Consider the following 24,591-nt stretch of genomic DNA (forward strand, 5'->3'; position numbering starts at 1 on the left):
GGCGTCCGAGTCATCGCGACCAGGTGACCGCCCGTAAGCTGGGCTCATGCCGAACGTGACGGCGGCTTCCGGGCGCCTGGTCCTCGCGGCCACCCCGCTCGGCGACGCCCGGGACGCCTCGCCGCGCCTGGCGACGGCGCTCGCCGAGGCCGAGGTCATCGCCGCCGAGGACACCCGCCGCCTGCGCGCGCTCGCCGCCGCGCTCGAGGTGACCCCGACCGGGCGGGTGGTCAGCTTCTACGAGGACGTCGAGACTGCCCGGCTGCCGAAGCTGCTCGAGGAGCTGCACGCCGGGCGGACCGTCCTGCTGGTCACCGACGCCGGGATGCCCAGCGTGTCCGATCCCGGGTTTCGCCTGGTCGCCGCGTGCGTCGCCGAGGACCTGCCGGTGACCTGCCTGCCCGGCCCGTCCGCGGTGACCACCGCGCTCGCCCTGTCCGGCCTGCCGTGCGACCGGTTCTGCTTCGAGGGATTCGCGCCGCGCAAACCGGGCGAGCGCGCGAAGTGGCTGAAGACGCTGGCCGGCGAACCGCGGACCGCGGTCTTCTTCGAGTCGCCGCACCGGCTGGCCGGGACCCTGCGCGACGCCGCCGGGGTGCTCGGCGACGATCGGCGCGCGGCCGTGTGCCGGGAACTGACCAAGACCTACGAGGAGATCCGCCGCGGCACGCTCGCCGAACTGGCGGACTGGGCCGAGGCGGGCGTGCGCGGGGAGATCACCGTGGTGCTCGCCGGGGCCGAACCCCGCGAGGTGAGCGTCGCAGACCTCGTCGGCGAGGTCGCCGACCGGGTCGCCGCGGGCGAGCGGCTCAAATCCGCCGCGGCGGAGGTCGCCGCCGCCACCGGCGTGTCCCAGAAGGAACTGTACGACGCCGTGCTCGCCGCCCGCCGCGCGTGATTCAACGTCCCCCAATGCGGCATTGGGGGCGTTGAGGGTTACGAATGCCGCATTGGGGGCACGGCTCGCTGGGAGAAGGCACTTCGGGGCAAGTGTGCCCTGGTTGCGCGCGCGAGTGCTCGGCACTTCGCCGCCGAAGTGCGCCTCCACCCAGTACCTAAAGTCCCCCAATGCGGCATTCGGGGCGTTGGGCGACACCAATGCCGCATTGGTGTCTTCGCGGGATCAGGTGAGGAGGGCGTGGACGGCTTGGCGGGCCTTGTCCGGGTCGGGGTCGCCGCCGGTGATCACGTCGGTGTAGAGGAAGGATTCGCCGATCCGCACGATCAGGTAGGCGAGGTCGGGCACCGGCAGCGGCGGGTCGATCGCGCCCCGCGCGATCTCGCGTTCGAGCACCTCGGCCACCTTCGCGATCGCGCGCCGCTGCACCACGCTCGCCTTCGTGGTGAGCACCCGCAGCGCGCGTTCCGGTTCGCGGCGCAGAAAACCGCGGAACGCCTCGTCCGCCCGGACCGCGCGCACGAAGTCGCCGACGATCCGCCCCACGAGGTCCGCGCCGCCCTCGCGCCGCGCCCGGTGCTTCCGGTCGAACACCGGCTCGGCCAGCGACCAGAGCACCTCGCCGAGCAACTCGTCCCGGTTGCCGACCCAGCGGAACAGGGTCGCCCGGCCGACCCCCAACTCCGCGGCGAGCTCGGCCATATCGACCCGCCGCCCGGCGAGGAACCAGCCGCGGGCCACCGCCAGGGCGCGCAGGGCATCTGGTCGCGTCATGAGACATATCGTAGGATCGTCTCATGCGAGCTGTGCAAGTCACCGAATTCGGTGGTCCCGAAGTGCTGACTCCCGTCGACCTGCCGGATCCGGTTCCCGGTGCCGGCCAGCTGCTCATCGAGGTCGACCACGCCGGGGTGAACTACGCCGACACGCACCAGGCGGAGAACTCCTACCTCGCGCCGAGCAAGCTGCCGCTGGTCCCCGGCGGCGAGGTCGTCGGCCGGACCGCGGACGGGCGCCGGGTCGTCGCGCTGATCGACGGCGGCGGGTACGCCGAGCGGGCCCTGGGCAATCCGGCCACCGCGTTCGACGTCCCGGACGGCGTGGACGATCTGACCGCGCTCGCGTTCATCGTGCAGGGCGTCACCGCCTGGGTGCTGCTGCGCAAGAACGCACACCTGGAGCCGGGCGAATCGGTGGTCGTGCACGCCGCCGCGGGCGGGGTCGGCAGCATCGCCGTGCAGCTGGCGAAGGCCTGGGGCGCGGGCCGCGTGATCGCCACGGCGAGCAGCGAGCACAAGCGCGCCCTCGCCGGGGAACTGGGCGCCGACGCGGTCGTCGATTCGACCGCCGAGGACATGACCGCCGCGCTGCGCGAGGCCAACGGCGGCAACCGGGTCGACGTCGTCCTGGACATGACCGGCGGCCGGGTGACCGATCAGAGCATCGCCGCGCTCGCGCCGTTCGGCCGCCTGGCCTTCTACGGCATGGCCAGCCGGGAACAGCCGAAGCCCGTCGAACTCCGCAACCTGCTCGGGCACAGCACCACGGTCGCCGGGATGTGGCTGCCGCACGCGTTCACCTTGCCGGGCAACGTGTTCGGCACCGCGTTGCACGAGCTGTTCGACCTGGCGCGGGCCGGTGACGTGCGCGCGATCGCGGGTGGCGAATACGGCCTTTCGCAAGCGCGCCAGGCGCACGAGGCCCTGCGCTCCCGCGGCACGGTCGGCAAACTGATCCTCGACCCCCGCCGCTGAGCCGTCCTACGCGGGCGGGCGCGCCAGCAGGTCTTCCAGCGGCGCGGCCTTGTGCAGGCATTCGCGCCATTCGGCTTCCGGATCGGAATCGGCGGTGATCCCGCCGCCGACGCCGAGCGAAACGGTTCCCCGGTGCAGTTCGAGCGTGCGGATCGCGACGTTCAGTTCCAGCCCGGCGACCGGCGAGGCCATCCCGATCGCGCCGGTGTACACCCCGCGCGCGGTGTGCTCCAGTTCCGCGATGAGGTCCAGCGCGCGGATCTTCGGCGCACCGGTGACCGAACCGGGCGGGAACAGGGCGTCCAGCAGATCCGCGTCGTCCCGCTCCCCGGCGAGCAGTCCCTCCACTGTGGACTCCAGATGCCAGACCCCGGGTGCGGGGCGGACTTTCAGCAGTTCGGGCACCCGCACGCTGCCCACCGCGCACACCCGGCCGAGATCGTTGCGCACCAGATCGGTGATCATCACGTTCTCGGCGACGTCCTTTTCGGACTCGCGCAACCGCTGGGCGAGGTGGTCGTCGGCGGCGCCGCGGCGCGGCAGGGTGCCCTTGATCGGCGTGGACCGCGCCCGATTCCCGTGCCGTGCGAGGAAAAGCTCCGGCGACAGCGACGCGACCGCGCCCCAGCGCCCGGCCAGGTAGGCGGCCCGCCGCGGCCCGAACCGCCGCACCCCCTCGGCGAACAGTTCCGCGGGCACCCCGTCGAAGGGGCCGTCGAACCGGGTGCAGATGTTGGCCTGGAACAGTTCCCCGGCCTCGATCGCGTGCACGCACGACTTCACGGCGACGTGGTGGTCGGCGGGCAACGGTCGCCGCAATGTCACCGGGGTCCAGCCGGTGGTCCCGGGCGGCGGGCCCGCGAGCAGCGAGGCGAGTTCGGCGGCCAGCGCGTCCGGTTCCGGCGCGCCGTCGGGGACCAGCGCCTCGAACCACCACCGGCCCCGGGAGTCCAGGCGCAGCACGTGATCGGCCCAGCCCCAGACGGCCTTCGGCAACGCGCCGGTGCGCCCGGACGGATCGATCAGGTCGTAGGACAGGTACCCGATCCAACCGCCGCCGACCACATCCGGTGGCGCTTCGCGTACGCTCGGTTGCCTTGCGGGACACGCCAACGGATTCACCGCGGCCGCGGCGTCCACACTGGGCGCGAGCACCGCGCGGGCGCCGAACCACTCCCCGGCCAGCGCCGCGGGCGGGGCCAGCCCGAGCGCGCGGGCGCGCGCGTCGAGCAGCAGCAACGCCCGATCCGGCGTCGCGCTCGACCGCAACCGCTTGCGCATCACCCGCATGGCGCCCATTGTCGCCGGTGACCCGGCCCACCCCCGCGTGAGTCCGCTCACCGGGCGGCGGTGATCGCGGGCTTGTAGCCTCGCGGTTATGGCCAAACGGCTGATACCCCTGGAAACGCGGCAGATCGCGCGGGTGACCGGGGCCGGTTCGGTCGGCCGCACCGACGAGCGGTTCGGCATCCACGCGACCGATCTCGGCATCCCGTGGGACGGCGGTGACGGGCGGATCTACCTCCTCTTCGGCGACACCTACGGCCGCGGCTGGGGCGGCGACGGCGGTGGCCCCGCGGACGCGGACTGGCGTTGCAACGTCCTCGCCTTCTCCCGCACCCGCGAACTGGGTGACGGGCTGGACCTGGAGGACGTGGTGGCCCGGCCGGACGGCGCGGCGACCCAGGTCATCCCGTCCGGGAGCGGGCGCGAGGCGACCGTGATCCCGAACGCCGGGATCGCGGTCGACGGCGTCCAGTACGTGCACTACATGTCCGTGCGGGAATGGGGCCCGCCCGGCCGGTGGCGGACGAACTACGCGGGCATCGCGGTGTCCCGCGACGGCGGCCGGACCTGGGACAAACCGCGTTCGGCGCGCTGGCCGAACCGGTGGTGGGCGGAAAGCCGGTTCCAGATCGGGGCGTTCACCCGGGACGCGCGGCACGTGTACCTGTACGGCACCACGAACGGGCGGTTCGACGACGCCTACCTGGCACGGGTGTCCCCGGCCGGGGTCGCCGACGTCTCCGCGTACGAGTACTGGACCGGCGACGGCTGGGCGCGCGGGGAGAAGGAGGCGGCGCCGGTCTTCCCCGGGCCGGTCGGTGAGCTGTCCGTCGGCTACAACGTCCACTTCGGACTGTGGCTGGCCATGCACCTGGACGAGGACCGGGCGGCGATCGTGCTGCGCACCGCCGAACACCCGGAGGGCCCGTGGACCGGCGGCGAGGTGGTGGTGTCCGGACAGGACTATCCCGCGCTCTACGGCGGTTACCTGCACCCGTGGGCGATGGATTCCGACGAGATCTACTTCCTGCTGTCGCAGTGGGGCCCGTACAACGTGTTCCTCCTGCGAACCCGCCTGTCGGAGTCGTGAGCGGCTGGGTTCGCACTTCGTCGGCCAAGTGCGACCCGAGGCGCCGAAAGCGCGGGCACTTCCGGCTTTCGCCCCGAACGTCGAACTCGCGTGCCCGAACGTGTAACTCGCTTACCCGAGTGTGAAACTCGCGTGCCCGAGTGTGTAACTCGCCTACCGGAATGGGGAACTCGTACGACCGGAACGCGGGACTCGTACGACCGGAACGCGGGACTCGCGCGACGGGAGCGGGGGACTCGCGGCGCGAGCGCCGAAAGCGCGCGCACTTTCGGCTTTCGCGCGGGCTTGCCGCGCGGCCTAGAGCAGGACGTCGGCCAGGGTGAACGGGTAGACGAGCGCGTCCTGGCCGATCTGGCCGCGGACGCCGGGGACGACCGGATCGTTGCCGTGCTGGTGCAGGCCGAGCCGCGCGTGGAACCATCCCGGGCGGCCCGGGATGCCGTTGTGGTTGGTCAGCCACAGCACGACCTCGCTGTCCGCCCACTTGTCCGGCTGCAGCCGGTGCCAGCGATCGTTGTCGGCGTACACCAGCACCCGCTGGATGCCCGAGGAGTGCCGGAACGCCTTGATCCACGACTTGATGAACCGGTCGTCCACGCCCGCCGCGTGGACCTCGAGCGCGGGCGCCAGCGAACCGGGCTGGAAGGCGCCGAGGCGGCGGCCCGTGCGCGCGCAGTGCTCGGCCTGGTCCTGCGGGGCGCCGGGCCGGGCGTAGTGCCGGATCCCGGTGTGCAGGCCCGCCTCCTGAGCGCGGCCGACCTGGCGTTCGGCCCCCGAATCGCTCCAGTTCATGCTCTCGGTGACGGTGATCGAGGCGAACGTGAACGCGCCCGCACGGACCGCGCTCCAGTCGTCCACGGTCTCGTGCAGGGACAGGTTGATGCCCCGCGCGTCCTCGTCAGCCGTCATCAAGCGGTGACCCTAACCCGCGAAGCGGGCCGAATGGGGGAACAAACCACCATCGGGCCCGCCGCGCGGGCTCGGATCAGGCGTTCTCGCGCTGGAACGTGCGCGCGCCCCACCACACCGCGAGGGCGGCCAGGACCACCAGCACGATGCTGCCGGTGAGCATGGCGTCCAGGGTGACGTCGCCGCGGAAGCTGGCGCGTTCGGCGTCCACCACATGTGTGAACGGGTTGATCCTCGAGATCGCGTACAACCAGTCCGGCGCGAGCGCGGCGGTGATCGGCACGAGGATCCCGGACAGCAGCAACACCGGCATCAGCACCGCGTTGAGCAGGGCGGGGAAGGTCTCCTCGCTCTTGATGGTCAACGCGACCGCGTACGACGCCGAGGCCAGGGTCACCGCGGTCAGCGCGACGATCACCAGGCTCAGCACGATCCCGCCGATCGGCGCGTTCAGATCGAACACCAGGTACGCCAGCACGGTGATCAGAATCGCCTGCACGACCGTCTGCACCGCGTTGGCCAGCACCTTGCCGAGCAGCAGCGCGACCCGGCTGACCGGGGTCACGCGCAGCCGCTCGACCACGCCGCTGCGGTAGTCCGCGAGCAGCCCGAACCCGGCGAACGAGCAGCCGAACAGCGCGAGCTGGATGATCAGCGCGGGGGTCAGGATCGTCCAGCTGTCGCCCGGCGGGAAACCGGGCGTGCTCGAGACGATCTTCTCCATCAACGGTCCGAACAGGACCAGGTACAGCACCGGCTGCATGATCCCGATCGCGATCCAGGCCGGATTGCGCAGCGAGAGCGCCATGTCCCGCCGGAAGATCAGCCAGATGTCACGCAACATGGGTGGCCTCCTCGGCGGGCACGGGCTCGGCGCCCGCTTCGGCGTCGCGCAGGGTGCGGCCGGTCAGGGTGAGGAACACGTCGTCCAGGGTCGGGCGGTGCACCTGCATCGAGGCCATCGGGATCCCCGCCGCGTCCAGCGCGCGCAGCAGTTCCGGCAGGGCGGTGTCCCCGCGGGGGACCCGGAACCGCACGGTGTCCTCCACGACGGCCACCTCGTGCGCGCCTTCCAGCTTCCCGGCGAGCTCGGCCGCCGCCGCGACGGACTCCAGCGGCACGCCGATCGTCACGCCGTCCCCGGAGACGCGGGCCTTGAGCGAATCGGGGCTGCCCTCGGCCACGATCTCGCCGTTGTCGATCACCAGGATCCGGTCGCAGAGCGAATCGGCCTCGTCCAGGTAGTGCGTGGTCAGGAACAGGGTGACACCGTGGTCCGCGCGCAGGCGGCGGATGTGGTCCCACAGGTTGGCGCGGCTCTGCGGGTCCAGGCCGGTGGTCGGCTCGTCGAAGAAGACGAGCTTCGGATCGTGGATGAGCCCCAGTGCGATGTCCAGCCGCCGGCGCTGGCCCCCGGACAGCGTCTTGGTGAGCCGCTGGTCCAGACCGGTCAGGTCGAGCCGCTCGGTCAGTTCGGCGCCGCGTTTCCGGGCGTCGGCTTTGGCCAGGCCGTAGAGCCTGCCCTGCAGTTCGATCTCCTCGATGACCTTGCACTCGGGTGCGGTGCCGCCGCCCTGGGCGACGTACCCGATGCGCTTGCGCACGCCCAGCGGGTCCTTCAGCAGATCGCAGCCGCCCACCGTGGCCGTGCCCGCGGTCGGGCGCAGCAGCGTGGTGAGCATCCGCAGCGTGGTGGTCTTGCCGGCGCCGTTCGGGCCCAGGAAGCCGACGAGTTCCCCCTCGGCCACATCGATATCGACCCCCTTGACGGCGTCGACGGTGCGGCCGCGGGCGGTGAACCGCCGAGCGAGACCGCGTGCCGTGATCATGAAATCCCCTCTCTTGGTAGTCAAACTTGACTAGTGTCGGCCGACACTGTGCCTGAGTATCGTCCGCTAGTCAAACTTGATTACTGGCGCGATCTAGGGATTTTCGGGTTCGCCCATCACCTGGTCCGCATCGTCGGCCATCACGAACTCGCCCGCCTCGAGCTGGGCGATGAGTTCGCGCAGCCAGGTCACGTTGGCGTTGGCGTGCAGCTCCCAGAGCCGGTACAGCACCGCGACGTGCGCGGGCTCGCCGAACTTGTGCTCGGTCATCAGGCGGGCGGCGCTCAGGTCGCCCTCCATCCGCACGAGCTGCTGCCGCAGCAGGGCCACCACCCGGCCGCGGGGCAACATCGTCATCAGGGCGGTCGCGGCCGACTGGTCGTGGCGGGGGTCGGCCGGATCGGACAACGCCCGGGCCAGCAGCACCTGGAACTCGGTCTCGCCGTCCTCGGTGAGCCGGTAGGCCACCCGGTCCGGGCCCGCGTCCCCCTGCTCGACCTGCACCTGCTCGAGCAGGTGCTCGGCGGTCATCTTCTTCAGCGCGTGGTAGATCGAGCCAGGCTGCACGTTGGCCCACTTGTCGGCCGACCAGGTGAGCAGCTCGCGGCGCACCTGGTAGCCGTGCGCCTTGCCGTACATCCGTACGACGCCGAGCACCAAAAGCCGGGTCGCCGACACCGGACCTCCTCGGGTTCCCTCGATAACAATGCACGAGACAGCATCCGTAGGCTAAATAGGTATGAGCACCCCCGTGTTGACCGCGGTGGCCTGGCCCTACGCCAACGGCCCCCGCCACATCGGCCACGTGTCCGGTATCGGCGTCCCGTCGGACGTCTTCGCCCGCTACCAGCGAATGGCCGGCAACCGGGTGCTGATGGTCTCCGGGAGCGACGAGCACGGCACGCCGATCCTGGTCCAGGCGGACAAGGAAGGGCTGACCCCGCAGCAGACCGTCGACAAGTACCACCGCGTCGTCGCCGAGGACCTGCGCGGCCTCGGCGTCACCTACGACCTCTACACCCGCACCACCACCGGCAACCACGCGCACGTCGTGCAGGAGATCTTCCTGGCCCTCCACCGCAACGGGTACGTGGTGCCGAAGCAGACCACCGGCGCGATCAGCCCGTCCACCGGGCGGACCCTGCCGGACCGCTACATCGAGGGCACCTGCCCGATCTGCGGCTACGACGGCGCGCGCGGCGACCAGTGCGACAACTGCGGCAACCAGCTCGACGCCGCCGAACTGATCAACCCGAAGTCGCGGATCAACGGGGAGACGCCGAAGTTCGTCGAGACCGAGCACCTGTTCCTGGACCTGCCGGCGTTCACCGAAACGCTGGGCAAGTGGCTGTCCACCAAGACCGACTGGCGGCCCAACGTCCTGAACTTCACCCGGAACCTGGTCGACGACATGCGGCCCCGGCCGATCACCCGCGACCTGGACTGGGGCGTGACCATCCCGCTGGACGGCTGGCGGGACCAGCCGCTGAAGAAGTTCTACGTCTGGTTCGACGCGGTGATCGGGTACTTCTCGGCGAGCGTGGAATGGGCCCGCCGGTCCGGGAACCCGGACGCCTGGCGGGAATGGTGGAACAACCCCGACGCCCAGGTCGTGCACTTCATGGGCAAGGACAACATCACGTTCCACGCCCAGATCTGGCCCGCGCTGCTGCTCGGCCACAACGGCCAGGGCGACCGGGGCGGGGAGCCGGGGCCCTACGGCGTGCTGAACCTGCCGACCGAGATCGCCTCCAGCGAGTTCCTCACCATGAGCGGGTCGAAGTTCTCCACCTCGCGCGGGACCGTGATCTACCTGCACGACTTCCTGCGCGAGTTCGGCCCGGACACGCTGCGGTACTTCATCTCGGCGGCCGGTCCGGAGACCCAGGACGTGGACTTCACCTGGGACGAGTTCGTCCGGCGGACCAACTTCGAACTGGCCAACGAGTGGGGCAACCTGGTCAACCGCTCGATCTCCATGGCGCACAAGAACAACGGCGGGGTCCCGGTCCCGCGGGTGCCGCAGCAGGCCGACGAGGACCTGAAAGCCCTGGCGCGCCAGGCTTTCGACACCGTCGGCGGGCACCTGTCGCGGTCCCGGTTCCGGGCCGGGATCAGCGAGGCCATGCGGGTGGTCTCCGCGGCGAACAAGTACCTCTCCGATCAGGAGCCGTGGAAGCTCAAGGAGGATCCCGAGCGGCGGGATTCGGTGCTGCACACCGCGTTGCAGGTCGTCTCGGACGCCAACACGCTGCTCACGCCGTTCCTGCCGCATTCGGCGCAGAAGGTGCACGAGGCGCTGGGCGGCACCGGGGTGTGGGCTGCGCAGCCGGAACTGCAGGACGTGCCGGACCTGGACATCGAGGGCCGGATCAACCCGATCCTCACCGGGAACTACGCGGGCGAGCAGGCGCGCTGGGAGTCCACGCCGATCGAGGCCGGGCGCCCGCTGGAGAAGCCGACCCCGCTGTTCGCCAAGCTCGATCCGAAGCTCGGCGAGACCGGCCCGGAATGGGCTCCGATCGAATCGTGAGCAAGGGAGAACTGCCACCGGTTCCGGAAGCCCTTCCGGAACCGGTGGTCGACGCGCACACCCATCTGGACGCCTGCGGCGCGGTCACCGCGGCCGACGTGTCGGCGATGGCCGATCGCGCCGAGGCGGCCGGGGTGACCCGGGTGATCACCGTCGCGGACGACCTCGCCGCCGCCCGCTGGGCCGCCGAAGCGTCCACATGGGACCCCCGGGTGTTCGCCGCGGTGGCGATACATCCCACCCGCACCAAGGATTTCGGCGAGCCCGAACGGTCCGAAGTGGAGCGTCTCGCCCGGGGCGACCGGGTGGTGGCGGTGGGCGAGACCGGGCTCGACTACTACTGGGACTACTCGCCGGCCGACGCCCAGCAGGAGGCGTTCCGCTGGCACATCGACCTCGCCAAGCGGCTCGGCAAAGCGCTGATGATCCACGACCGCGACGCGCACGAAGACGTGCTGCGGATCCTCGACGAGGAAGGCGCGCCGGACGACGTGGTGTTCCACTGCTTCTCCGGGGACGCCGAGATCGCCCGCCGGTGCGTGGACTCCGGATACGTGCTTTCCTTCGCCGGAACGGTGACCTTCCGCAACGCGCGGGCGTTGCGGGAAGCGGCGAAGCTGGTGCCCGCCGATCAGTTCCTGGTGGAGACCGACGCGCCGTTCCTCACCCCGCATCCGTTCCGGGGCAGGCCGAACGAGCCCTACTGCACGGCCTACACCGTGCGCAACCTGGCTGAGCTGCGCGAAGAAAGCGTCGCGGAGATCGCTTCGGCGGCCCGGCGCACGGCGGAACGCGTGTTCCGATTGCCCACCGTCACATCGACTTGAACGGACTGCGACATTCGGGCGGCAACCCTCCACTGCCAGACGAGTGACGAACGTCACGACACTCCGGACGGTGTTTGCGCAACCCGGCCACCTTCGTTACTGTCCCGTGATCGTGCCGGTGGGTCGCGAGTTCCAGGCGATCACCGGAACGCCCACAGTCACGTCGGTGCACGTCGGGGATGCGGAACGGGCAACGAAGCCTGATGCCGCAAGGGATGGCGCTGACTGCGGGAGCCGGATGGCATGGCGCGCCGCGTGCGCGCCGACATGAAGGCAACGGCCTTTGTTGAAAGGGATCGACTCGCTGTGACTGGTAGTAGACCGGCTGACGTGCGCCGTGACGCCTCCTTCTCGGGCTTCTTCGCTCCGGCCGAGGAGGGCTCCGGCGGGGTCGCGACCCTCGAGCGCCCCGAGTTCGACGAGCTGGACTTCTCCGACGACCCGCAGGTGACGCGCCAGGACGTGTTCGCCGCGCTGGGACCGGACGCCGGCGACCTGATGGCCGAGGCGAACGTCGACGTCGACGAGCTGATCCGGCTCATCAACGCCGAAACCACCATGCTCCCGCCGATCGTCATCCCGGACGAGGCGGTCGAGGACAAGACCGCCAAGAAGGCGAAGAAGGTCGCCGTCGACGACGGGCTGGCCGCCGCGACCCGCACCTGGAAGCGCCGCTTCCTCCGGGGTTCCGCGCTCGCCCTGCTGATCAGCCTGGGCGGTGGCGGCGCCGCCGCGATGGCGATGAACAAGAGCGTGACCGTCGACGTCGACGGTCAGCAGCAGACCGTGCACAGCTTCGGCGACACGGTCGGCGAGGTCCTCAAGGACGCCGGCCTGACCGTCGGCGAGCACGACTCGCTTTCGCCCTCCCCGCAGGCCGCGGTCGGCGACGGCGGCACCATCAAGCTCGAGCGCGGGCGCAAGCTCAACCTCGTCGTGGACGGCACCCCGCAGGAGTCCTGGGTCCGCGCGACCAACCTGACCGAGGCGCTGGGCCAGCTCGGCCTGGCCAACCTGCTCAAGCAGGGCACCTGGTTCTCCATGCCGCAGTCCGGTGAGCTGCCCCTGGAGGGCGCCACCGTCGAGGTGAAGACCCTCAAGAACGTCACGCTCTACGACGGCGGCAGCGAGCCCCGCAAGGTGACCACCACCGCGGTGACCACCAAGGAGTTCCTGGGCGAGATGAAGCTGACCCTCGGGCCGGACGACGCGGCCGAGGGCGGGCTGGACTTCAAGCTGACCGACGGCGCCGAGGTGCACCTGTCCCGCACCGGCGTGTCGGTGATCAACCAGGAAGAGGAGATCGCCCCGCCGGAGCAGAAGGTCGACGACCCCACCCTGGAAAAGGGCAAGCAGAACGTCGTCGACCAGGGCACCCCCGGCAAGAAGATCGTCACCTACCGGGTCACCAAGAAGAACAACCAGGAGACCGCCCGCGAGGAGATCTCCACCCAGGTCGTCACCGAGGCCAAGCCGAAGATCATCAAGGTCGGCACCAAGCAGCCGCCGCAGCCGGCCATCAGCGACGGCTCCGCGTGGGACCGCATCGCGAAGTGCGAGTCCGGCGGCAACTGGTCGATCAACACCGGCAACGGCTACTACGGCGGCCTGCAGTTCGACGCGAGCACCTGGAAGGCCTACGGCGGCACCCAGTACGCGCCGCTGCCGCACCAGGCGACGCGGGAGCAGCAGATCGCCGTGGCGACCAAGATGCGCGACGCGCGGGGCGGCTACGGCGCCTGGCCGCACTGCGGCAAGCTCGCCTGAGGCCGTTCACTAGGCTTCACGTGTGACACACCTGCTCGGGCCTGCCGAGATCCGTGGGCTGGCCGCCGAGCTGGACGTCCGGCCGACCAAGAAACTCGGGCAGAACTTCGTCCACGACCCCAACACCGTCCGGCGGATCGTGGAACTGGCCGGGGTCGGCCCCGCGGACACCGTGCTCGAGGTCGGTCCCGGGCTGGGGTCGCTCACCCTCGGCCTGCTCGGCTCCGGGGCGCGGGTGGTGGCCGTGGAAATCGACCCGGTCCTCGCCGCCCGGCTGCCTGCCACGGTCGCCGAGCACGCGCCGGAGGCCGCCGACCGGCTGACCGTGCGCACCGAGGACGCCTTGCGCCTGCGGGCGGCCGAACTCGCCGCGGCGCCCGCGGCGCTGGTCGCGAACCTGCCCTACAACGTGGCCGTTCCCGTGGTGCTGCACCTGCTCGCCGAACTTCCGTCGCTCGCCCGCGGGCTGGTGATGGTCCAGACCGAGGTCGCGGACCGGATGGCGGCCGGGCCGGGCAGCCGGGTCTACGGGGTCCCGAGCGTGAAGCTCGCGTGGTACGGGCGCGCGCGGAAGGTCGCCCCGGTGCCGCGATCGGTGTTCTGGCCGGTGCCGAACGTCGACTCCGCGCTGGTCGCCTTCGAACGCGGGGAGCCGGTGGCCGAGGTCGACCGCGAGGTGCTCTTCTCGCTCGTGGACGCCGCGTTCTCCCAGCGGCGCAAGACCCTGCGGGCCGCGCTCGCGTCCTGGGCGGGCTCGGCGGAACGGGCGGGCGAACTGCTCCGGGCGGCGGGTATCGATCCGCGCACCCGGGGTGAGCAGCTGGCGGTCCGGGACTTCGCGCGCCTCGCCGCACAGCTCTGATCCGGCTTCACTCTTCGGAGTGGTGGCGTTGTGACGGTGTGTGCCGATCCCGGGGTGGGGAACTGGGGATCCTGCTATGTGGGCACGGCCAGACGTGTGATCTGGGCCAAGAGACTTGCGTCAGGTCCGCCTGATCGGGTGTACTCATCTGGCATCCATCCCGAGCGACCGAGAGACCTGGCTCGCCGAAGTCGCAGCAACCACCTCCTCGAAGGCAGGTGCTACCGCCAGGACCGATGGAGGAACCTGTGTATCGGACGCGAATGCTCACCAGGCGACGTGTCGTCGATGAGTGCCGCCGCACAGTATGTGCGTGTCGACGCTCAACCGCTCTCGCCTGAGTTCTTCCTTTCGCCGCAACCGATTCTGCTGAACCGTCCATAGTAGACGGTCAAATTCTGTGACGGTCGACGCGCGCCCGGGTTGGCGCGCGCCTGTCCTTGGAGCATTCGTGATCACTGTTGAGAATCTCAGCAAGTCCTTCCCCGGCAACGGTTCGCCGGTGCTCGCCCTGCGCGACGTGAACGTCGACGTCGACGCGGGCGCGCTGTACGGCGTGGTCGGCCCGGCCGGCTCGGGCAAGTCCACTCTCGCCCGCTGCGTCGCGCTGCAGGAGCGGCCCGACCGCGGCACGGTCCGGCTGGACGGCCTGAACACCGCCACCCTCGACGGCCGGCGGCTGCGTGAGATCCGCCGGCAGGTCGGGGTGGTCGACGCGAAGTCCGAGCTGCACGCCGAGCGCACCATCGCGGGCAACATCGCGGCCCCGCTCGAGCAGCTCGGGCTGGACGGGCCGCAGCGCAAGAGCCGGGTGGGCGCCATGCTCGATCTGGTCGGGCTCACCCAGCGCGCCGCGCAGCGGCCGAGCGAGCTGACCCCGGGCCAGCGGCGCCGGGTCGCGGTGGCCCGGGCGCTCGCCGCCGGGCCCGCGGTGCTGCTCGCCGACGACCCGACCGCCGGGATCGGTCACGAGGAGACCGGCGCGGTGCTGACCGTGCTCGACCGCGCGCGGGCCGAACTCGGGGTGACCCTGCTGGTGACCACGCCGGACGCCGGCGTGGTGCGCCGGGTGTGCGACGACGTCGCGGTCCTGGAAGAGGGCAGCCTGGTGGAGCAGGGCAAGGTGCTCGACCTGGTGACCGACCCGGCGAGCCGCACCGCGCAGGCGCTGCTGCCGGCGATCGAGACGTCCCGGGCGCAGTCGGCGCGGTACGACCGCGCGGTGGACGTGGTGCTGATCGGCTTCGCCACCGTCGGGGCGCTGCTGCCGGAGGCGGCGGGCCGCTTCGACGTCGAACTCGCCACCATCGGCGGCGGCCTGACCCGGGTCGGCGACACCCCGGTCGCCCGGTTCCGGGTGGGCGTGCGGGGCCAGCAGGCCGACGCCGCCCTCGCGTGGATCGCCGAGCGCGGCGGCCACGTCACCCACACCGCCCGCGGCCCCCAGGGCGTCGCGGCTTAGCGGCGGCAGGAAGGGACCTTCGCTACGGCTCAACGGGAGCGGGGGACCTTTACTCCGGTTAGACCGGAGTAAAGGTCCCCCGCTATTTTTTTGGTGACCGGGTGCTGGGGGTCGTTTGGTGACCGGGTGCTGGGGGTCGTGAGTGGCCAGGCCGGTTAGAACCGGCCGGAACGCTCACGACCCATCCCACTCGGCGCCCCCTACCCCCGCCCTCCCCGCGCCAGCGCGGTGACCAGAGCCGCCGCGACGGCGAGGATGCCGGTCGCCCACCAGCTCGCCGTGGCGAAGCCGTGCACCACGGCGGCGGGCGCGGTCATCCCGACCGAAGACGCGGTCGCGCTCGCCGCGATGGTGTTCAGCGACGCGGTGCCCAGGGACGCGCCCACCTGCTGCGAGGTCGTGATGAACGCCGACGCCACCCCGGCGTCGCGGGCGGCGACCCCGCTGGTCGCGGTGTTCATCACGGTCGGCATGACCAGCCCGGCCCCGATGCCCAGCACCAGTTCGGCGGGCATGATCAGGCCCCAGAACGGGCTCGCCGGGGTCAGCTGGGTGAGCGCCAGCATCGCTCCCGCGAGCAGCAGGAGCCCCACCGCCAGCAGCGGGCGCGGTCCCGTGCGCGGGAACAGCCTGCGCGTCACCTGCGTCGAGACCACCACGTTGCCCGCGAGCAGCGGCAGGAACGCCAGCCCGGCGGCCAGCGCCCCGTAGCCCATGATCACCTGCAGCTGGTAGGTCAGGAAGAAGAACATCCCGAACATGCCGAACGCCGCCGCGCCGACCGCGAGGTACGCGGCGGCCCGGCTCCGATCGGCGACCACCGCGAGCGGCAGCAAGGGGTTCGCGACGCGGGCCTGCCGGACCGCGAACCCGGCGAGCAGCACCACGGCCGCGCCCAGCAGGCCGAGCACCAGCCCCGAGCCCCAGCCGCGGGTGGCGACCTCGGACAGCGCGTAGACCAGCGCGACGATCCCGCCGCTGCCGAGCAGCCCGCTCACCCAGTCCAGCCGGGTCTCGCGGTGCCGCGCCACGTCCGGCAGCAGGAACCAGCCCGCGCCCCCGGCGACCACCGCGATCGGCAGGTTCACGTACAGGCACCAGCGCCAGTCCAGGTACTCGGTCAGCGTGCCACCGACCAGCAGGCCGACCGCGGCCCCGGACATCATGATCGCGCTGAACACCCCGATCGCCTTCGCGCGTTCGCGGGTCTCGGTGAACGTGGTGGTCAGCAGGGACATGGTCGACGGCGTGAGCAGCGCGGCGAACACGCCCTGCGCGGCGCGCGCCCCGATGAGCATCTCCGGACCGGTGGCCGCCCCGCCGACCGCCGACGCGATCGCGAACCCCGCGACGCCGACCAGCAGGGTGTTCCGGCGGCCGAGCCGGTCGGCCAGCCGCCCGCCGACCAGCAGGAGCCCGCCGAAGGCGAGCGTGTACGCGCTGATGGTCCACTGGCGGCCGACATCGGACAGGCCGAGGTCGCGCTGGGCCGCGGGCAGCGCGATGTTCACCACGGTGGTGTCCAGGATGACCAGCAGCTGCGCCAGCCCGACGATGGCCAGCACCCACCATCTGCGCCGGTCCGGCGCCGCCACGGGCGCGGGAGCGAGAGTCGTCATGAGGGTCCCCTTGTGAAGTGTGAGGAGTGAACAGGCACGGGTAAGCTGCGGCGACGAGGCTTACTTACCGGCCGACTAGTTAACTAGCTTGCCGTAAGGTAAGTGGTAACTAGTCGGGCGTCAAGTAAGTTTGCGAGCGTTCTCAGAGAGGCGGGAGATGGCGGCGCGGCGTAGCGACACCCGGGAGCGCATCCAGCGGGTCGCACTGGAGCTGTTCAGCGAGAACGGCTACGAGAAGACATCCCTGCGCGAGATAGCCGAGCGCCTGGACGTGACCAAGGCCGCGCTCTACTACCACTTCCGCACCAAGGAAGACATCGTCCTGAGCCTGATCGCCGACCTCGAGGGCGCGGTCGGCGAACTCGTCGAATGGGGCCGCGCGCGGGACGGGGACCCCATCGAGACCCGGATCGAACTGCTCCGGCGGTTCGCCGCGATCACCGAGGGGCAGTACGGCCCGGTGCTGAGCTTCATCCAGCAGAACATGCCCGCGATGAAGAGCCTCGGCATCAAACCCCGGCTCGGCGAGCGGATGACGGAGCTGTTCGAACTGGTCTGCGCCGACGAGCGCGACCCCGAGGCGCAGCTGCGCGCCCGGCTGGCGCTGGCGGCGCTGCTGTTCGGCGCGAACCCCGCGTTCCTGGTCGGGCAATCCACCGGGGTCGACTCGACGATCGCCCTGAAGGTGGCGCTTGAGCTGGCTTCCCCGCGGCCGTCGCGGGACGCCACGTAGGCTTGGCGGCGTGCTTGCCGTCGTACCACCGCCAGTGACCGTCCGGGTGCCCTCCAAGATCAACCTGCACCTCTCGGTCGGCGAGCCCCGCAGGGACGGTTTCCACGAACTCACCACCGTTTTCCATGCCCTGTCGCTGACCGACGAGGTCACCGTGGCCGCGACCGAGGATCCGGGGGTCGAGGTCTACGGCGAGGGCGAGGGGTCGGTGCCGACCGGCGCGAACAACCTCGCCTGGCGCGCGGTGCAGGCGCTGGCCGCGCACGTCGGCAAGGCCGGCGGCGAGCCGAAGGTGCGCGTGGTGCTGCGCAAGGGCATCCCGGTCGCCGGGGGCATGGCGGGCGGCAGCGCCGACGCGGCCGCCACGCTGGTCGGCCTGGCCTCGCTGTGGAAGCTGGACATCGGCCGCGACGAGCTGGCCGAGGTCGCCGCGAAACTCGGCAGCGACGTGCCGTTCGCGATCTACGGCGGCACCGCGCTCGGCACCGGCCGCGGCGAGCAGCTGGTGCCGGTGCTGTCCCGGCACACGTTCCACTGGGTGCTGGCCTTCGACCAGCGCGGCCTGTCCACGCCCCGGGTGTACGGCGAGCTGGATCGCCTGCGCGCCGAGGGCGACCCGCCGCGCGTCGGTTCGCACGCGCCGGTGGTGGAGGCGCTGGCTTCCGGCGACCCGCGCCAGCTCGCCCTGTTGCTGGGCAACGATCTGCAGGCCGCGGCCGTGTCGCTGCGCCCGGGGTTGCGGCGCACGCTGCGGGCCGGGGTGAACGCGGGCGCGCTCGCCGGGACCGTTTCCGGTTCCGGGCCGACGTGCGCGTTCCTCTGCGCCGACGCGGAATCCGCGCTCGAGGTGGCCGCCGAGCTGTCCGGCGCCGGGGTGTGCCGCACGGTCCGGGTCGCGCACGGCCCGGTGCCCGGCGCCCGCCTGGTCGGCGGCGACGACGCCCCGCGCCCCATGCCGCCCCAGGTGCACGCGTGAACCGGACACTGTGGACGGTGGAGAGCTAGCTGATGGTCAACCTGATCAACCTGGAATCGGTTTCCAAGTCCTACGGCGTGCGTCCGCTGCTGGACTCGGTTTCCCTCGGCGTGGGGGAAGGCGACCGGATCGGGGTCGTCGGGCTCAACGGCGGCGGCAAGACGACGTTGCTCGAGGTGCTCGCCGGGATCGCGCCGCCGGATTCCGGGCGGGTGAGCCGGGTCGGCGGGCTGCGGATGGCGGTGGTCACCCAGCGGACCGAACTGCGCGGCGAGACCGTCCGCGAGGCGGCGCTGTCCGCCTACGGCGCCGAACACGAATGGGCGGCCGACGCGCGCGTCCGGTCTATTGTGGACGGACTGGGACTTTCCGGGCTGGGGCTGGAAACGCCGACGGCGAACCTGTCCGGCGGGGAGCGGCGGCGGATCGCGCTGGCCACGGCCCTGGTCGGTGAGCTGGACCTGATCGTGCTCGACGAGCCGACCAACCATCTCGACGTCGAAGGGGTGCGCTGGCTGGCCGATCACCTGCTCGCCCGCCGGGTCGCGCTGGTGGTCGTCACGCACGACCGGTGGTTCCTGGACACCGTGTGCTCCCGGACCTGGGAGGTCGTCGACGGCCGCGTCGAACAGTACGAGGGCGGTTACGCCGACTGGGTCTTCGGCCGCGCCGAGCGGGCCCGCCTGGCCGCGACGGCGGAGGAGAAGCGGCGCAACCTGGCCCGCAAGGAACTCGCCTGGCTGCAACGCGGCGCGAAGGCGCGGACCTCCAAACCGCGGTACCGCGTCGACGCCGCCGAGGCGCTGATCGCCGACGTGCCCGAACCGCGCGACTCGGTCGAGCTGATGGCCTTCGCCAAACGCCGCCTGGGCAAGACCGTGCTCGAACTGGAGGACACCACCCTGCGGGTCGGCGACCGGGCACTGCTCGACAACGTCACCTGGCGGATCGGCCCGGGCGATCGGATCGGCCTGGTCGGGGTGAACGGCTCCGGGAAGACCACCCTGCTGAAACTGCTCGCCGGTGAGACGGAACCGGTGTACGGCAAGCGAATCCAGGGCAAGACGGTCCGGCTCGCGCATCTGACCCAGGAACTGGAGGACCTCCCCGGGCACCTCCGCGTGCTGGAGGCCGTCGAGCAGATCGCCGGGCGCGTGGTGCTCGGCAAGCAGGAACTCTCGGCTTCCCAGCTCGCCGAGAAACTCGGCTTCCCGCCCGCCAAGCAGTGGACGCCGGTCGAGGACCTCTCCGGCGGCGAGCGGCGGCGCCTGCAACTCGCGCGCCTGCTGATGGGCGAGCCGAACGTGCTGCTGCTGGACGAGCCCACCAACGATCTCGACATCGACACCCTGCAACAACTCGAGGACCTGCTCGACTCGTGGCCGGGCAGCATGGTGGTCGTCTCGCACGACCGCTACCTGGTCGAGCGCGTCTGCGACACGGTGGTCGCGTTGTTCGGCGACGGCCGGATCACCCACCTGCCCGGCGGGATCGACGAGTACCTCGCCCGCCGCGCGCGGCTCGCCGAGGACCAGCAGGCGGCGAACCAGCGCGGCAAGGCCGCCGAGCCGAGCGCGCAGAAGGTGAGCGCGGCCGAGAAACGCGCCGCGGGCAAGGAGCTCGCGCGGCTGGAACGCCGGTTGAACACCTTGCACGACAAGGAAACCAAGCTCCACGACGCGCTCGCCGCGGCGGCCACCGATCCGGCGAAGCTGATCGAGCTGAACACCGAGCTGAAGGCCGTGCTCGCGGAGAAGGACGACGTCGAGTCGCGCTGGCTGGAGACCTCGGAACTGGCCGAATAGCGGGCGCGCTAGGGAGGAACCCCTTCGGGCGGGGTACTCCGGGGGCACAACCGGCAGAATGTGCCGACCGGAGCACGCCGTTCCGGGCGGCGGATAAGGTGTTCCGCATGAGTAGGTTCGTGGACACGCTGGTCGCCACCGCGGCCGGCGGCGGTCAGCAGCGCGGCATGGTCACCGGTGAGCCCCACGAACCGGTTCGAAGGACCTGGGCCGAAGTGCACGAGCAGGCCAAACGCGTCGCGGGCGCGCTGGTCGAAGGCGGCACCGGGCCGGGCAGCGCGGTCGCCGTATTGGCCGCGGCGCCGGCCCTGATCGCGCCGACCGTGCAGGCCGTCTGGCTCGCCGGGGGCAGCGTCACCATGCTGCACCAGCCCACCCCGCGCACCGACCTCGCGGAATGGGCCGAGGACACGGTCCGCGTGCTGCGCATGATCGGCTCCGAGCTGGTGCTGCTCGGCGAACCGTTCGACCAGCTCGCCCCGGTGCTCACCGAGCACGGCATCGGTTTCCGCATGATCACCGACCTGTTCTCCGGCGAGCCGCTCGCCGAACCGGTGCCCAGCGCCGAGGATTCGCTCGCGCTGCTGCAGCTCACCAGCGGGTCCACCGCCGAGCCGAAGGCCGTGAAGATCACCTACGGCAACCTGTACTCGAACGTCAAGGCCATGGTGGACCGGGCCGAGTTCGTCTTCGACGAAGACGTGATGGTGTCCTGGCTGCCCACCTTCCACGACATGGGCATGGTCGGGTTCCTCACCGTGCCGATGACCTTCGGCGTCGAGCTGATCAAGATCACCCCGGTCGAGTTCCTCTCCGGCCCGCTGATCTGGCCGCGGCTGATCACCAAGTACCGCGCCACCACCACGGCCGCGCCGAACTTCGCCTACGCGATCGTCGGGCGGCGGATGAACGGGGTCGACGAGGACGACGCCTTCGACCTGTCCACGCTGCGGATCGCGCTCAACGGCGCCGAACCCATCGACGAGACCGCGGTCAAGACGTTCACCGACGCGGGCGCCCGGTTCAAGATGCCCGCGGAGTGCGTCTTCCCGGCTTACGGCATGGCCGAGGCGACGCTCGCGGTGTCGTTCGCGCCGCTGTTCACCGGGTTGACCCTGGACTTCGTCGAGGCGGACGCGCTGGAAGCCGACAACCGCGCGGTGCCGGTGCCGGAGGGCGATCCGCGCCGGGGCACCGACGACGTCCGCTCGTTCGCGATCCTCGGCCGCCCGCTGGACGGGCTCGAGGCGGAGATCGTCGACGACCGGGGAAACCGGCTCGGCGAGCGCGAAGTCGGCGAGATCAGGCTGCGCGGGGAAGCCGTCACGCCCGGCTACCTGACCATGGACGGCCCGGTGTCCACTCAGGACGCCGAGGGCTGGTTCGCCACCGGCGATCTGGGCTACCTGGTGGACGGCCAGATCGTCATCTGCGGGCGCCGCAAGGACGTCATCATCATGGGCGGCCGCAACATCTACCCCACCGACATCGAACGCGCGGCCACCTCGGTGGACGGTGTCCGCGCGGGCAACGCGGTCGCCGTCCGGATCGACGCGGGCACCCGGCGGGAGCGGTTCGCCGTGGTGCTCGAGTCCAAACTGGCCGGTGACTCCGACGCCGAACGCGTGCTGGCCAAGGAGGTCGCGGCCCGCGTCCGGGACGCTGTGGACATGCGCCCGTTCGCCGTGGTGGTGCTGCCGACCGGCAGCCTGCCGAAGACGCCCTCGGGCAAGGTCAAGCGCGCGGCCACGGCGACCCAGTTCGCGGACCGGATCGAGAACGCCTCCAAGACCAGCTAACCGCGGACCTTCCGCCGCCACAGCGGTTTGCGCGTGTGCGAGTGCTCCAGCGCGGGCGCGATGTGGAACCGTTCGGTCGCGGTCTCCGCGCGTCCGGCCAGCGTGCTCTCCACCAGTTGGAGGAAGACGTCGACCTCGGCCTGGTCGTACCCGCGCTTGCCCAGCGCGGGCCGGCCGAAGGAGACGCTGTGCACCTCCTCCGGGGTCACCGTGTCCTCACCGCGCAGGGTCGCGGCGACCCGGATGAGGAAGGTGTCCACGTCCGCCACCGAATAACCGCGGGTGCCGATCGCGGCGAGGGCGAACTGGACGTCGTACACGTCGTCCGCGGTCAGTGTCATCAGCTGTCCTGGAAGTGCTCGATGCGGGCGGTGGTGGGTGAGTCGTGCCAGTCGGCGCGCTCGGCGGTGGCCTGGGACTGCTCGCGGGCCAGCGGCACCTCGTGGACCCGCCGCCCGGTGCGATTGGCCAGCTCTTCCTCGACCGCGTCGAGGAACTCGTCGACTTCGCGCTCGTCGTAGCCGCGCTTGCCGATCAGCGGTTTGCCGAACATGACGTGGTGGACCTCGGCGGCGGTCAGATCGTCCTCGTCGGCCAGCGTCTTCGCGATGCGCTGGAGGAACTCGTCCACCTCGCCCTTGGCGTAACCGCGCCTTCCGATCGGCGAATTCGAGAATTCGACGTTGTGGACGTCTTCGGGCGTGAAGGACATGAAACTCTCCCAGATCCGAGGGCTCGGGTCGACGCTGTCGCCGCCTACCTTGCTAGCCGCCGCGCGGGGCTCCGGGGAAGACTTCGCCGATTCGTCGACTCGATCAGGGGTGGGAACACACGCCTTCGGGTGAGCCCGGGCTACGCAGCGCTGATGTGAGCGCTTTCACATTCGCGCGTTCGCCGGGGGCGGTCAGCCCGCGTGGAAGGTGTTCTGGGCCGCGGTGAGGCCGTCGCGGATCAGCGCCTCGACCGCGTCGGCGCAGCGGTCGATGTTGAGCGCGAGTTCCTTGCGCTCGACGGTCGAGAAGTCCTTGAGGACGTAGTCGGCCGGGTCCATCCGGCCCGGCGGACGGTCGATGCCGAAGCGAACGCGGTAATAGTCCTTGGTGCCCAACGACTTCGTGATCGAGCGGAGTCCGTTGTGGCCGTTGTCGCCACCGCCGAGCTTGAGCTTCAGCGCGCCGTAGGGCAGGTCCAGCTCGTCGTGCACCACGACGACCCCGGACGGGGCGACCTTGTAGAACCGGGCGGTGCCCGCGACCGGGCCGCCGGAGAGGTTCATGAACGAACGCGGTTTGGCGCACACGACCTTGCGCCCGGCCAGACGACCCTCGAGCACCTCGGCGCCGCCCTTGTGCGCCTTGAACTTCCCGCCGACGCGGGCGGCGAGTTCGTCGAGGACCAGGAAACCGATGTTGTGCCGGTTGCCCTCGTACCGGGGACCGGGATTGCCGAGGCCGACGAGCAGCACCTGCTCGCCGGCCCCGGGGAGGTCGGTCGGTTGACCCATGGTGGTGGGTTACTCGGCGTCGCCGCCGGTCTCCGGCTTGTCCTCGACGACACCGGCGCCCTCGGCGTCGGCCTCGGCCTCCATGGACGCCTCGCTCGGCGCCTCGTTGACCGCCACGACCAGCGCCTCCGGGTCGGTGAGCAGTTCGGCCCCGGCGGGCAGGGCGACCTGGCCGGCGTTGATGTGGGTGCCCGCGCCCAGGCCCTCGATGGAGACCTCGACCTGCTCGGGGATGTGCAGCGCCTCGACCTCGACCGACAGGGTGTCCAGGTCCTGGTTCACCAGGGTGCCCGGGCCGGCGTCGCCGGTCAGCACGACCGGGACGTCCACGGTGACCTTCTCGCCGCGCTTGACCACGAGCAGGTCGACGTGCTCGATGTAGTTCTTCAGCGGGTGCACGGTGATGGTCTTGGTCAGGGCCAGTTCGGTGCCCTTGCCGTCGGTGTTCTCGACGTCGAGGGTCAGCACGGCGTTGCTGCCGTTCTCCCGGATCACGCGCGCGAACTCGATGGCCGGCAGGGCCAGATGACGCGGGTCCGAGCCGTGGCCGTACAGCACCGCGGGGATCTTGCCGGCGCGACGGGTGCGACGCGCGGCGCCCTTGCCGAACTCGGTGCGGGGCTCGACGGACAGACGTACCTCGGACACGGTGTTGCACTCCTTCAAATCGGCACAGATGTGGCGGCGGGGGATGGGGCTGTGAATCTGCTGTTCTGGGCTGTTCGGCGGCGAATTCCACAACGTGCACAGCGCGTGGCTACTCAAGCCGCCGCGTCGATCACGTCGGACACCGGGTGCGCACGGAGCCCGCCTCGCCGAGACAACCTGCACAGTGTAGAGCAGGCGGTCACACCCCGGTTGCGCCGGGTCGCCCGGCCACGTAAGAACCTGGTAAGGCGGGTGACGGAACCTTCGTCAGACGGTGGCGTCAGACCAC

Annotated in this window: 23 protein-coding genes and 1 riboswitch; of the genes, 12 read left to right on the forward strand and 11 right to left on the reverse strand. The window is 71.0% G+C overall.

Translation table 11 applies throughout. From position 1 onward, the window contains the following. The first annotated feature begins 46 nt into the window (after positions 1-46). A complete protein-coding gene (rsmI, locus tag FXO23_RS32290) occupies positions 47-898 on the forward strand; it encodes a 16S rRNA (cytidine(1402)-2'-O)-methyltransferase (RefSeq protein ID WP_158889282.1) in 852 nt (283 codons plus the stop codon). 225 nt (positions 899-1,123) lie between these two features. Here the strand turns inward: rsmI and FXO23_RS32295 are convergent, their stop codons facing one another. After that, on the reverse strand, positions 1,124-1,672 hold the full coding sequence (locus FXO23_RS32295) for a QsdR family transcriptional regulator (RefSeq protein ID WP_158889283.1): 549 nt from the start codon (positions 1,670-1,672) through the stop codon (positions 1,124-1,126). A gap of 23 nt (positions 1,673-1,695) precedes the next feature. Between FXO23_RS32295 and FXO23_RS32300 the strand changes: the two genes are divergently transcribed. Next, complete coding sequence (locus FXO23_RS32300; protein WP_158889284.1) at positions 1,696-2,652, forward strand: quinone oxidoreductase family protein; 957 nt, start codon at positions 1,696-1,698, stop codon at positions 2,650-2,652. Positions 2,653-2,658: 6 nt separating this feature from the next. On the opposite strand, the gene FXO23_RS32305 is transcribed toward FXO23_RS32300, so the two are convergent. Then, on the reverse strand, positions 2,659-3,942 hold the full coding sequence (locus FXO23_RS32305) for an aminodeoxychorismate synthase component I (RefSeq protein WP_158889285.1): 1,284 nt from the start codon (positions 3,940-3,942) through the stop codon (positions 2,659-2,661). Between the two features lie 88 nt (positions 3,943-4,030). Between FXO23_RS32305 and FXO23_RS32310 the strand changes: the two genes are divergently transcribed. Beyond that, positions 4,031-5,029 carry a glycoside hydrolase family 183 protein gene (locus FXO23_RS32310; RefSeq protein ID WP_425484926.1) on the forward strand — a complete coding sequence of 333 codons (999 nt, stop codon included), beginning with the start codon at positions 4,031-4,033 and terminating at the stop codon, positions 5,027-5,029. Between the two features lie 297 nt (positions 5,030-5,326). On the opposite strand, the gene FXO23_RS32315 is transcribed toward FXO23_RS32310, so the two are convergent. The 4 genes from FXO23_RS32315 to FXO23_RS32330 form a co-directional block, all read right to left on the reverse strand. Next, a complete protein-coding gene (locus tag FXO23_RS32315; protein WP_158889286.1) occupies positions 5,327-5,938 on the reverse strand; it encodes a GH25 family lysozyme in 612 nt (203 codons plus the stop codon). A gap of 76 nt (positions 5,939-6,014) precedes the next feature. Then, positions 6,015-6,782, reverse strand: coding sequence for an ABC transporter permease (locus tag FXO23_RS32320; RefSeq protein WP_158889287.1), 768 nt, complete (start codon positions 6,780-6,782; stop codon positions 6,015-6,017). Then, positions 6,772-7,767, reverse strand: a complete 996-nt coding sequence (locus tag FXO23_RS32325) for an ATP-binding cassette domain-containing protein (protein WP_158889288.1) — start codon at positions 7,765-7,767, stop codon at positions 6,772-6,774. Before FXO23_RS32325 ends, FXO23_RS32320 begins: the two co-directional genes overlap by 11 nt. A 93-nt stretch (positions 7,768-7,860) precedes the next feature. Then, a complete protein-coding gene (locus FXO23_RS32330; protein ID WP_158889289.1) occupies positions 7,861-8,445 on the reverse strand; it encodes a PadR family transcriptional regulator in 585 nt (194 codons plus the stop codon). Positions 8,446-8,506: 61 nt separating this feature from the next. Between FXO23_RS32330 and metG the strand changes: the two genes are divergently transcribed. From metG to FXO23_RS32355, 5 genes are all read left to right on the forward strand, one after another. After that, the gene (gene metG / locus FXO23_RS32335; RefSeq protein ID WP_158889290.1) at positions 8,507-10,300 is read left to right on the forward strand and encodes a methionine--tRNA ligase; all 1,794 of its coding nucleotides are present in this window, start codon (positions 8,507-8,509) and stop codon (positions 10,298-10,300) included. Continuing rightward, complete coding sequence (locus FXO23_RS32340) at positions 10,297-11,127, forward strand: TatD family hydrolase (RefSeq protein ID WP_425484927.1); 831 nt, start codon at positions 10,297-10,299, stop codon at positions 11,125-11,127. Before metG ends, FXO23_RS32340 begins: the two co-directional genes overlap by 4 nt. Positions 11,128-11,457: 330 nt before the next feature. Continuing rightward, positions 11,458-12,894, forward strand: coding sequence for a resuscitation-promoting factor (locus FXO23_RS32345; protein WP_425484928.1), 1,437 nt, complete (start codon positions 11,458-11,460; stop codon positions 12,892-12,894). A gap of 22 nt (positions 12,895-12,916) precedes the next feature. After that, positions 12,917-13,756, forward strand: a complete 840-nt coding sequence (gene rsmA, locus FXO23_RS32350; protein ID WP_158889292.1) for a 16S rRNA (adenine(1518)-N(6)/adenine(1519)-N(6))-dimethyltransferase RsmA — start codon at positions 12,917-12,919, stop codon at positions 13,754-13,756. Positions 13,757-13,908: 152 nt separating this feature from the next. Continuing rightward, positions 13,909-13,999, forward strand: a riboswitch (SAM riboswitch). A 208-nt stretch (positions 14,000-14,207) separates the two neighbouring features. After that, positions 14,208-15,218, forward strand: coding sequence for a methionine ABC transporter ATP-binding protein (locus FXO23_RS32355; protein ID WP_158889293.1), 1,011 nt, complete (start codon positions 14,208-14,210; stop codon positions 15,216-15,218). A gap of 200 nt (positions 15,219-15,418) precedes the next feature. Here the strand turns inward: FXO23_RS32355 and FXO23_RS32360 are convergent, their stop codons facing one another. Continuing rightward, complete coding sequence (locus FXO23_RS32360; protein ID WP_246258160.1) at positions 15,419-16,837, reverse strand: MFS transporter; 1,419 nt, start codon at positions 16,835-16,837, stop codon at positions 15,419-15,421. A 157-nt stretch (positions 16,838-16,994) separates the two neighbouring features. Here FXO23_RS32360 and FXO23_RS32365 point away from each other — a divergent pair, with 157 nt between their 5' ends. The 4 genes from FXO23_RS32365 to FXO23_RS32380 all read left to right on the forward strand — a co-directional run bounded on the left by FXO23_RS32365 (position 16,995) and on the right by FXO23_RS32380 (position 22,150). Beyond that, the gene (locus tag FXO23_RS32365) at positions 16,995-17,570 is read left to right on the forward strand and encodes a TetR/AcrR family transcriptional regulator (protein ID WP_158889294.1); all 576 of its coding nucleotides are present in this window, start codon (positions 16,995-16,997) and stop codon (positions 17,568-17,570) included. 10 nt (positions 17,571-17,580) lie between these two features. Next, the gene (locus FXO23_RS32370) at positions 17,581-18,546 is read left to right on the forward strand and encodes a 4-(cytidine 5'-diphospho)-2-C-methyl-D-erythritol kinase (RefSeq protein ID WP_158889295.1); all 966 of its coding nucleotides are present in this window, start codon (positions 17,581-17,583) and stop codon (positions 18,544-18,546) included. A 32-nt stretch (positions 18,547-18,578) separates the two neighbouring features. Next, complete coding sequence (locus tag FXO23_RS32375) at positions 18,579-20,351, forward strand: ABC-F family ATP-binding cassette domain-containing protein (RefSeq protein ID WP_158889296.1); 1,773 nt, start codon at positions 18,579-18,581, stop codon at positions 20,349-20,351. Between the two features lie 107 nt (positions 20,352-20,458). Next, entirely contained in the window at positions 20,459-22,150 is a 1,692-nt protein-coding gene (locus FXO23_RS32380) for a fatty acyl-AMP ligase (RefSeq protein WP_158889297.1), read from the forward strand. On the opposite strand, the gene FXO23_RS32385 is transcribed toward FXO23_RS32380, so the two are convergent. From FXO23_RS32385 to FXO23_RS32400, 4 genes are all read right to left on the reverse strand, one after another. Continuing rightward, on the reverse strand, positions 22,147-22,491 hold the full coding sequence (locus FXO23_RS32385) for a DivIVA domain-containing protein (protein WP_158889298.1): 345 nt from the start codon (positions 22,489-22,491) through the stop codon (positions 22,147-22,149). The genes FXO23_RS32380 and FXO23_RS32385 overlap by 4 nt on opposite strands. Beyond that, entirely contained in the window at positions 22,491-22,862 is a 372-nt protein-coding gene (locus FXO23_RS32390) for a DivIVA domain-containing protein (protein ID WP_158889299.1), read from the reverse strand. Before FXO23_RS32390 ends, FXO23_RS32385 begins: the two co-directional genes overlap by 1 nt. A gap of 192 nt (positions 22,863-23,054) precedes the next feature. Further along, a complete protein-coding gene (gene pth, locus FXO23_RS32395; protein WP_158889300.1) occupies positions 23,055-23,654 on the reverse strand; it encodes an aminoacyl-tRNA hydrolase in 600 nt (199 codons plus the stop codon). A gap of 9 nt (positions 23,655-23,663) precedes the next feature. After that, positions 23,664-24,302, reverse strand: a complete 639-nt coding sequence (locus tag FXO23_RS32400; RefSeq protein ID WP_158889301.1) for a 50S ribosomal protein L25/general stress protein Ctc — start codon at positions 24,300-24,302, stop codon at positions 23,664-23,666. Positions 24,303-24,591 lie beyond the last annotated feature (289 nt).

Origin of the sequence: Amycolatopsis anabasis (assembly GCF_009765355.1) — a bacterium.
Classification (GTDB): Bacteria; Actinomycetota; Actinomycetes; order Mycobacteriales; family Pseudonocardiaceae; genus Amycolatopsis; species Amycolatopsis anabasis.

Coding starts and splice junctions, on each gene's coding strand:
- FXO23_RS32315 (WP_158889286.1), bottom strand. CDS start 5,938: ATGACGGCTGACGAGGACGCGCGGGGCATCAACCTGTCCCTGCACGAG.
- FXO23_RS32375 (WP_158889296.1), top strand. CDS start 18,579: ATGGTCAACCTGATCAACCTGGAATCGGTTTCCAAGTCCTACGGCGTG.
- FXO23_RS32305 (WP_158889285.1), bottom strand. CDS start 3,942: ATGCGGGTGATGCGCAAGCGGTTGCGGTCGAGCGCGACGCCGGATCGG.
- FXO23_RS32320 (WP_158889287.1), bottom strand. CDS start 6,782: ATGTTGCGTGACATCTGGCTGATCTTCCGGCGGGACATGGCGCTCTCG.
- FXO23_RS32385 (WP_158889298.1), bottom strand. CDS start 22,491: ATGACACTGACCGCGGACGACGTGTACGACGTCCAGTTCGCCCTCGCC.
- FXO23_RS32380 (WP_158889297.1), top strand. CDS start 20,459: ATGAGTAGGTTCGTGGACACGCTGGTCGCCACCGCGGCCGGCGGCGGT.
- FXO23_RS32300 (WP_158889284.1), top strand. CDS start 1,696: ATGCGAGCTGTGCAAGTCACCGAATTCGGTGGTCCCGAAGTGCTGACT.
- metG (WP_158889290.1), top strand. CDS start 8,507: ATGAGCACCCCCGTGTTGACCGCGGTGGCCTGGCCCTACGCCAACGGC.
- FXO23_RS32325 (WP_158889288.1), bottom strand. CDS start 7,767: ATGATCACGGCACGCGGTCTCGCTCGGCGGTTCACCGCCCGCGGCCGC.
- FXO23_RS32295 (WP_158889283.1), bottom strand. CDS start 1,672: ATGACGCGACCAGATGCCCTGCGCGCCCTGGCGGTGGCCCGCGGCTGG.
- FXO23_RS32360 (WP_246258160.1), bottom strand. CDS start 16,837: ATGACGACTCTCGCTCCCGCGCCCGTGGCGGCGCCGGACCGGCGCAGA.
- FXO23_RS32365 (WP_158889294.1), top strand. CDS start 16,995: ATGGCGGCGCGGCGTAGCGACACCCGGGAGCGCATCCAGCGGGTCGCA.
- rsmI (WP_158889282.1), top strand. CDS start 47: ATGCCGAACGTGACGGCGGCTTCCGGGCGCCTGGTCCTCGCGGCCACC.
- FXO23_RS32310 (WP_425484926.1), top strand. CDS start 4,031: ATGGCCAAACGGCTGATACCCCTGGAAACGCGGCAGATCGCGCGGGTG.
- pth (WP_158889300.1), bottom strand. CDS start 23,654: ATGGGTCAACCGACCGACCTCCCCGGGGCCGGCGAGCAGGTGCTGCTC.
- FXO23_RS32390 (WP_158889299.1), bottom strand. CDS start 22,862: ATGTCCTTCACGCCCGAAGACGTCCACAACGTCGAATTCTCGAATTCG.